This is a genomic window from Bradyrhizobium australafricanum (assembly GCF_020329495.1).
GTDB classification, from domain to species: domain Bacteria; phylum Pseudomonadota; class Alphaproteobacteria; order Rhizobiales; family Xanthobacteraceae; genus Bradyrhizobium; species Bradyrhizobium australafricanum.
On record NZ_JAGKJL010000132.1, the window covers coordinates 1 to 7,791 of the forward strand.

At 65.4% G+C, this 7,791-nt stretch carries 12 protein-coding genes; 4 read left to right on the forward strand and 8 right to left on the reverse strand.

The window, feature by feature from the left end; genetic code table 11:
- Window positions 1–267: transposase (locus J6525_RS45340; RefSeq protein ID WP_225645595.1), on the forward strand; the 267-nt coding region annotated here is incomplete at its 5' end.
- A gap of 153 nt (window positions 268–420) precedes the next feature.
- Here J6525_RS45340 and J6525_RS45345 read toward each other — a convergent pair.
- From J6525_RS45345 to soxX, 7 genes are read right to left on the reverse strand one after another with little or no spacing between them, the layout of a single operon-like run.
- Window positions 421–876: a DsrE family protein gene (locus J6525_RS45345; RefSeq protein WP_225649496.1), complete on the reverse strand. Its 456-nt coding sequence runs from the start codon at window positions 874–876 to the stop codon at window positions 421–423.
- Window positions 873–2,621, reverse strand: coding sequence for a thiosulfohydrolase SoxB (soxB, locus tag J6525_RS45350; protein WP_092079317.1), 1,749 nt, complete (start codon window positions 2,619–2,621; stop codon window positions 873–875). The genes J6525_RS45345 and soxB overlap by 4 nt, the downstream gene beginning before the upstream one ends.
- A gap of 34 nt (window positions 2,622–2,655) precedes the next feature.
- Window positions 2,656–2,970 carry a hypothetical protein gene (locus tag J6525_RS45355; protein WP_092078911.1) on the reverse strand — a complete coding sequence of 105 codons (315 nt, stop codon included), beginning with the start codon at window positions 2,968–2,970 and terminating at the stop codon, window positions 2,656–2,658.
- Entirely contained in the window at window positions 2,967–3,827 is an 861-nt protein-coding gene (gene soxA / locus J6525_RS45360) for a sulfur oxidation c-type cytochrome SoxA (RefSeq protein ID WP_057021235.1), read from the reverse strand. Before soxA ends, J6525_RS45355 begins: the two co-directional genes overlap by 4 nt.
- A complete protein-coding gene (gene soxZ / locus J6525_RS45365; RefSeq protein ID WP_092078905.1) occupies window positions 3,824–4,135 on the reverse strand; it encodes a thiosulfate oxidation carrier complex protein SoxZ in 312 nt (103 codons plus the stop codon). The genes soxA and soxZ overlap by 4 nt, the downstream gene beginning before the upstream one ends.
- A 22-nt stretch (window positions 4,136–4,157) precedes the next feature.
- Window positions 4,158–4,652 (reverse strand): thiosulfate oxidation carrier protein SoxY, encoded by a 495-nt coding sequence (gene soxY, locus J6525_RS45370; RefSeq protein WP_092078902.1) that lies wholly within the window; start codon window positions 4,650–4,652, stop codon window positions 4,158–4,160.
- A gap of 33 nt (window positions 4,653–4,685) precedes the next feature.
- Window positions 4,686–4,976, reverse strand: a complete 291-nt coding sequence (gene soxX, locus J6525_RS45375; RefSeq protein ID WP_051448082.1) for a sulfur oxidation c-type cytochrome SoxX — start codon at window positions 4,974–4,976, stop codon at window positions 4,686–4,688.
- A 265-nt stretch (window positions 4,977–5,241) separates the two neighbouring features.
- Between soxX and J6525_RS45380 the strand changes: the two genes are divergently transcribed.
- Window positions 5,242–5,916 (forward strand): DUF938 domain-containing protein, encoded by a 675-nt coding sequence (locus J6525_RS45380; RefSeq protein WP_092078899.1) that lies wholly within the window; start codon window positions 5,242–5,244, stop codon window positions 5,914–5,916.
- A 6-nt stretch (window positions 5,917–5,922) separates the two neighbouring features.
- Here J6525_RS45380 and J6525_RS45385 read toward each other — a convergent pair whose 3' ends face one another.
- Complete coding sequence (locus J6525_RS45385) at window positions 5,923–6,795, reverse strand: protein-L-isoaspartate O-methyltransferase family protein (protein WP_225649497.1); 873 nt, start codon at window positions 6,793–6,795, stop codon at window positions 5,923–5,925.
- 86 nt (window positions 6,796–6,881) lie between these two features.
- Between J6525_RS45385 and J6525_RS45390 the strand changes: the two genes are divergently transcribed.
- Window positions 6,882–7,373 (forward strand): type II toxin-antitoxin system HicB family antitoxin, encoded by a 492-nt coding sequence (locus J6525_RS45390; RefSeq protein ID WP_225162000.1) that lies wholly within the window; start codon window positions 6,882–6,884, stop codon window positions 7,371–7,373.
- Between the two features lie 175 nt (window positions 7,374–7,548).
- On the forward strand, window positions 7,549–7,791 hold a 243-nt coding region (locus J6525_RS47380), incomplete at its 3' end, for a helix-turn-helix domain-containing protein (protein ID WP_312010070.1).

A 7,791-nucleotide genomic window follows, 5' to 3' on the forward strand; every position in this document is an offset into this window, starting at 1 on the left:
CGGGTCTACCGCGGAAATCAACTCCTCGACGCGCTCTCAGACTGCGGTCCATGGACTGTCGAGATCGTCGAGCGGCCTCAAGGCGTCAAAGGCTTCCAGCTTCTGCCGAGGCGGTGGGTGGTTGAACGCACATTCGCTTGGTTCGGCAGATGCCGCCGCCTCGCCAAGGACTTCGAGGCGACGGTGGCAACCGAAGCTGCCTGGCTGCTGATTGCACACATCAGGCTCCTGACCCGCAGACTCGCGGCTGCAGCTAAGGTTGGGTGATTTATGAGTCAGACTCTCAGGATGACGGGTTCGATGCGTTTGGGCTGATGCGAGCTCTACGGCCGCACGTAACTCCAGCCCTGCTCCTGCGGCTCCATCAGATGCACCACTCCGATGCTACGATGGTGGCGTCGGGGACGAGGGCGATTAGGGTTACGGCCGGACCAGCGTGTATCCATTCTCGGTGAGCAGCAAGATCTGTGCGACGCCGACCTGCACGGGGGTGGCGGCGGCGATGTAGTCCGGCCGCTTGCCGCTGTCGCGTTCGATCGTGTCGACGGTGTTGAGGCAGATGTCGACCCGCGCGCCCTGCGCGATCAGGCTCTCGACCAGCTTGCGGTTCGGGTTGTCGGGCTTGAGCAGGTCGATGCCCGGGCCGAAGGCGACGATCTCGACCGCGACCTTGTCGGGGTCGTAATGCTTCATCAGATTGTTGGCGACGCTGATGACGAGGCCTTGCTTCCTCGGATCGTTGTCGGAGAGCTGCAGCACGACCTTGTGCTCGGCGAACGGCTTGTCCTGCAACGGCGCCTGCTGGGCACGCGCGAGCGGCGCCGCCAGCGCGAGCGCAGCAAGGCCGAATGCTGCGATCAGCGCGCGGCGCGTCATCCGTGCCTCGCGATGCCCGGGTTGTCCTCGACGCCTTTCAGCGTCACGCCGGGTTCGTCGCGGTTCGGCGGCCGGCCGGAGCGCAGATGCCTGGCGACGACATCCCAGATCGGCGCGCCGCTCTGCTGGTTGACCGAGGCCCAGCCTGCGACCTTGTAGTGCTTGCCGGCTTCGAGATGCTTGCCGTTGCCCAGCTTCAGCTCGGAAATGCGCTTGCCGACGGTCTCGGCCGGCGTGCAGGTGTAGGCGAGGCCGCCGACGCGGACCATGTCGCCGCCCTGCTGATAATAGGGATCGATGTTGAACAGATTGTCGCAGACGTCTTCCAGCACATCCTTGATCTGGTTGCCCGTCATCTTGGCGACGTAGGTCTCCGGATAGGTGATCGCGGTTTCCGACAGCACGTCTTCCATGGTCAGCGGCTGGCCGGCGAGCGTGGTGATGCCCCAGCGGAAGCCCGGCGACAGCGCGATCTCGGCGTCGAGCTCGTTCAGCAGCGCATCGCAGATCAACTGGTCGACGGTGCCGGAGAAATTGCCGCGGCGGTAGAGCAGCCGGTCGGCCGAGGCAAGCTTGTTGTTCCATTCGTCGACATGCGGATCGCGCATCTTGTCGATCAGCGTCTGCATCGCAGGATCGGGCTTCAGCAGTTCCGCGAACACCGGCAGCAGCCGGTAGCGGACGTTGGCGACCTTCCCCTTGGCAAGATCGAGGTCGAGCACGCCGATGAATTTGCCGTTGGAGCCGGCATTGGTCACCAGCGTGACGCCGCCGGCGTTGGTCACCGTGATCGGGATCGGGATCGCGTCGTGGGTGTGCCCGCCGAGGATGACGTCGATGCCGGTGACGCGGCTGGCGAGCTTGAGGTCGACATCCATGCCGTTATGCGACAGCAGGATCACCGCCTCGACCTTGTCGTTGTTGCGATGGCCGTCGACAAGCTTCTGGAGCTCCTCGTCGCGGATGCCGAACTTCCAGTCCGGCGTGAAGCGCTTCGGATGCGCGATCGGCACGTAGGGGAAGGCCTGGCCGATGATCGCAACGCGATGGCCGCCGATCTCCTTGATGAAAGACGGCTTGAACACCCGCCCCGAAGCCGGATCGAACGCCTTGGCGTCGTTGAACGCGGCTTCCTCGGTCAGGAACACGTTCTGCGCCAGGAACTCGCCCTTGAAGCGCGAGAGGTTGTCGCGCAGCACCTGCTCGCCATAGGTGAATTCCCAGTGCCCGGTCATCGCCTCGATGCCGAGCAGATTGGCGGCCTCCACCATGTCGGCGCCGTTCATGGCGTTGGCGAGCGCCGAGCCCTGCCAGAGGTCGCCGCCGTCGAGCAGGATCGAACGCTTTTCGCCGACATCGGCGCGCAGCTTGTCGACCAGCGTCTTCAGGTGGGCGAAGCCGCCGAGCCGACCGAAGCGGCCGGCGGCCTTCTCGAACTCGACGCAGGTGAAGGCATAGGCGTCGGCGCTGTCGGGCCGGATGCCGAAGCGGTCGAGGAAGGCCTTGCCGACGAGGTGCGGCGGCTGGCCGGCCATCGCGCCGACGCCGAGATTGACGCCGGGCTCGCGGAAGAACACCGGCTTCAGCTGCGCATGCGTGTCGGTCATATGCAGGATGCGCGCGTTGCCGAACCGCTCGAGGTCGTAGACGCTGGCGGTGTCGGCGCTGCGCGCAAGGCGCGGCAGGCCGGCCGTCAGCGTTGCGGCGGCCGCAGCTTTCAGGAATTCCCGGCGGCGGATGATCATCATTCTCTCCGCGCGGCCCCTGGCCTGCGCGCTCTTAACGAACTTCCATGTCCTTCCAGCGTTCCTTCTCGCTGGTGGCCTGGAAGATCGAGGCCTTTGCCAGTGCCTCGGCCTCCTTGGCCTTGGCGACGGCGGTGTCGAAATCACCAGCCTCACCGGCCTTTTTTGCGGCAGATAGTGTCGAGGCGGTGGTGGTCCACTGGTTGCGCAGGTTGCCTGCTTCCTTGTTGGCGGCTTCGGCGGCGGCGTAGGCGGCCTTGTAGTCGGCTTCGGAGGCGGCGAGGGCGCCGGTCGCCGCTGCGATCAGCAGGGCTGATGCTGCGAGGACAGTTTTGATGGCCACGCTCATGGCCGTGCTCCCGGACCCGAAATCGGCAGCCCGTTGCTGACATAGGACAGATAGTATTCGAGGTTGCGGTACTCGTCGTCCTGCGGATTGAGCGGCACGCCGCGGATCTGGCTGTTGCAGGTGGTGAAGCGGCGGCTGGTCGTGCCCATGCCGCTCCATTCCGAGCGGTAGATCGGCATCGCGTTCAGGATGCCGAGCGCCGGCGCCAGCACCTCGGCGCGGATCCGCTCGCCCGGGCTCTGGATGTGGCAGGTTGCGCAGGAGAAATTGAGCTGGCCGCGGCGGGTGTAGAAATACTCCTTGCCCTTCTGATAGGCCTCGAGCGCGCGCGGATCGTTCGGGATCTTGATGTCCATCGGCTTGCCGCGCGAGGTGAAGGCCATGTAGGCGGTGAGCGCCGCCATGTCGTCCTTCACATAGGAGAACGGCGCCTCGCCATTGGCTTCGCGGCAGCGGTTGAGCGCGAGCTCGAGCGTGACGACCTTGCCTTCCTTCTCGTCGAAATAGGGATAGTTCTGGCGGATACCGATGCCCTTGTTCGGGAAGCAGTCGGCGTAGGTCTTGCCGTTCTTGAACGGCGTCGCGAACATCTCCTTGCCGGCTTCGAGCGAGAACTCGTAGGGCGGAAACTGCTCCTTCTCCTCCCACTGCCTGTGCAGGTCCTCATTCATCGAATAGGGACCGTTGACGAAATCCTCGAGCTTCAGCTTGGGGAATTTGCTGGTGAAGAATTTCTGGAACGCGGCCTTGTCGGCGGCGGGATCGACGGTATCGGCCGCGCGCGCGGCCGGCGCGAGCGCCAGCACGCCGAGCGCGAACGTCGCGAGTGCTGCGCGGATTGCGAGGCGCCGCGTCATTGAATCTTCGCCGTGGCGGTGTCGGTCGCGCCCTTGTTGTCGACCCAGCTGACCTTCAGATCGTCGCCCTTCTTGCCGCCCTTGAAGGCGAACTTGACATAGGGGTCCTTGGAGACGCCGCCGCCCCAGTCGGCGACGAACACCGGCTTGCCGTCATATTCGAAGGTGAGCTGCTGGATGAAATGCGGCGGAATGATCTCGCCCCTGGCGTCCTTGACGAAGCCGGAATCCATCGGATGCTGGATCAGCGCCTGCACCTCGGTGGTGTCGCCGTTTGACGTGGCGCGCACGCGAATGCTCGATGCCATCTGATTTGTCCCTTGATTGAACTCAGCCGCCGCAGCCGCCGACGGTGACCTTGATTTCCTTTTTGGCGCTGTAGAGCTTGCCGCCGGCCTCGACGATCGCGGTGACGTTACTGGTCTTCGCCATCTTGATGCGGTTGGAGACGGTCGGCAGCGTGCCGGCCGGAATCCTGTATGAGGCGACCAGCGAGATCGGATTCTCGCTCACCAGAAACGAGATCGAGGTGACGTCGGCCAGCGTCGTGGTGGCGGAGATCGGCACCACCGCGCCGTTCTCGGCGATCTCCGGCGCATCCATCTTGATCTTGTCCGACGGCTCGGCGGTCTTGCCATAGAGCGCCTTGATCGCGTCGGCCTCGTTCTTCTGCTTGAATGCGTCTTCGGGATATTTGTCGTTGGCGGCGGCGAGCGCCTGCGGCACGTCGAACGGAATGCCCCCGAGGCCGATCAGCGCGGCGACGCCGGCGCCCTTCAGCACCATGCGGCGCGCTTTGAAAAATTCGCTGGTCGTGATGTTCATCGAAAAAAATCTCCTCAAGCGACGGTCACGGCGTCACAGCGTCTGCAGGAAGTCCACCACCGCGTCGATTTCCTTCTCGCTCAAAATCCGGTTTCGGCCGAACGGCGGCATCACCGTCTGCGGATTGCGCTTGGTTTCGTCGGTCACGATCGCGATCAGCTCGTCACGGCTGTATTTGGCCTTCAGGCCGCTCAGCTCGGGGCCGATCGTGCCGGGCAGGTCGCCGCCCTTGATGACGTGGCAGGTCAGGCAATTGCCCTTGCCGCGGTCGAAGGCGAGCTTCTGTCCCTCGGCGGCGGACTGGGCCTGCGCGGGCGCGGCCATGGCGGTGCCTGCCAGCAGCGCCAGGACGAAGGCTGGCTTGGAGAAAGTGGCGATCAAGGACGTTTCCCGGGCTTCAATCTCGATGATCCCATCGCAATATAAAGAGTGGAAAGCACAAAGGCCATCGGCTGGCAACACGGAGAATAGGCGCGTTGCGACGGGGTTAATGCCACAGGGGCAGTCCGGCACTGGGGCGCATGTCCTGCGCCTTCCGCCTGTCATGTTTGTGCGGTTGAGATGCGGCTGAGGCGTAGGGAGAAGCGCGGTGGCGGAATTCGTGGCGGAGTTTGGCAAGGACGGCCGGCCGGTCGAGGCGGACGGGCGGCTCGATGCGCCCGCGTTCCATCGCAACCATCAGCCGATCTGGGCAGTTCTGAAAGACCACCTCGCCGGCCAATCCGGCGACGTGCTGGAAGCCGGCAGCGGCACCGGCCAGCATGTCGTCTATTTCGCCGGTCAGACGCCCGACATCACCTGGTGGCCGAGCGACCTCCATGCGGCGCACCTGCGCAGCATCGAGGCCTGGCGCGCGCATGCGGGCCTTGCCAACATCCGGCCGCCGCAGCCGATCGATCTGTCCGATCCCGCCTGGTCGCCGGCGCCGCCGGACGGCAAAGGTCCGGACGAACTGCTCGCGATCTTCTGCGCCAATGTGATCCACATCGCGCCGTGGCGCGTGGCCGAGGGCCTGTTCGCCGGCGCCGCGCGGCACCTGCGCGCCGACGGCCGGCTGTTGCTTTACGGCCCGTTCAAGCGCGGCGGCAAGCATACCGCGCTCAGCAATGCCGTGTTCGACACGTCGCTGCGCGAGCGCGACGCCGAATGGGGCGTGCGCGATATCGCCGATCTCGAGACGCTTGCGGAGCGCGTCGGGCTCAAGCTCGCCGGCAGCTTCGAGATGCCGGCCAACAACATGATTTTGGTCTTTGCCCGCAAGTAGCCGCGCTCAATCGTAAGCCAGGCACCAGCCTGGGCCACGCAGCCAGCAACGTTCGTCGGGGATCCCGGCGTCGCGATAGAGCCGCGTCACCTTCTGCCAGCCGCCGCGGGCGAAGGCTTCGACGAGCGTTTTTTCGGACGCCTCGTCCCGGCCGCCGTCGCAGGGAATGATCGCGACCGGCGATATCCAGTCCGCCTGGTACGCTGCCTCCTGGCGCTGGATCCGGAACATGGCGCCGGATCGCGCCACCTGCTCCGGCGCGCCACCCTTGAATCCCTCATCCGACGTCAGCGGCAGGATCAGGCGGCCGCCGGCGGCGAGCCCGTCGAGCCATCGCGCGGCAGGCCGGGTGCAGCCGGCGTTGACATAGATCACGTCGCCGGACTCGAACGCGACCTGTGTGCCGTCGCCCTGGATGATCTCGACATTTGCGTAAGCGGCGAGATTGGCGCGAGCGTCTGCCGCAAGGTCCGGATCGCATTCGATGCCGGTCACGCGGCCGGACGGTCCGACCAGATGCGCGAGGATCGCGGTGTAGTACCCCGTGCCCGTGCCGATATGCACCACGTGCCCGCCGGCGGCGGGTGCGGCCTGGTGCATGAGATGGGCATGCAGCGAGGGCTGGCCGTTGTTGAGACGTCGCTCGGGTCGCAAGGCGACGAGATCGTTGGTGTAGAGATAGACCGGGTCGGCATCGGGCGTCGGCGCATAGTCGCGGCTCCACCAGCGCAGCATCATCCATGGTCCCGGGCCGACGAAGTCCTCGCGGCGAATGGCGGCGAAGGCCTCCGTCAGCCGCGGATTGATGGTGTTGGCGGCGGCCAGGATCTGCTTGGCATAGGCCGCGCGGACGATGCGGAGTTCGGCTTGCGGGTCCATTGCCGCGCGCTCCCACGATGTCGCGTGTTGTGTGATTTGACACACCGAGGTGTGTGAAATAGCATACTGCGACGACGGAGGCCAGAATGAAGAGACGGCTTTATCCGGCCGTGCTGGAGCGCGGGCCGCGCGGCGCGTTCGGGGCGTGGTTTCCGGACTTTCCCGGCTGCGTCGCCGCGGGACGATCGCAGGAAGACGCGATCGAGCGCGCCGAGCAGACGCTGGCGCAAACCGTCGACGGCTGGGTCGAGCAGGGCAAGCCATTGCCGGAGCCGACCCCGATCGAGCGCATCGTGCCGCCGAAGGGCTCGGACGTTGCCGCCTTCTTCATGGTCGGCGTCGATCCGCCCGACCCGTCCGAGCGCGTCAACGTCTATTTGCCGAAGAGCCTGATCACACGGATCGACAAGCATGCCGCCGGACTCGGCATGAGCCGCTCCAGCTTTTTCGGTTTCGCCGCGACGCTCGCGCTTGAATGGCACGTTCACAAGCCGCACCTCGTCGGGCCGCGCTCCAAGGTGCACAAGACCGGCGCGCTGCGCGCCGAGAAGCGGCCTGGCAAGAAGCCGGCGCGGTAGGTGACGCGCGATACAACACGCGTGACGTCGTCCTGGCGAAAGCCAGGACCCATTACCCCAAATGCTGGTTGTTGCGCGTGGCTGGGGCCGCGATCCCTCTCACAACAAGACTCGGTGGTAATGGGTCCCCTGAGTTCACAAACGAAGTGCAACACTTCCTTGAGGAGGTGTTGCCATGGGGCGGACTTACAAGCAGCTCTCTCTGGACGACCGATGCGAGATTGCCTGCCTATCGGCCAATGGCAGCTCGGTCCGGCAAATCGCGGCAGCTCTGGATCGCTCGCCATCAACGATCTCTCGGGAACTGAGGCGCAATCGGGGGAGCCAGGTCGGCTACAAGCCGAGCTATGCCCAGCACCAGATGCGAGCGCGGCGCTGGACGGGCGGACGCCTCGAACGGGAGCCCGGCCTGCGCCGC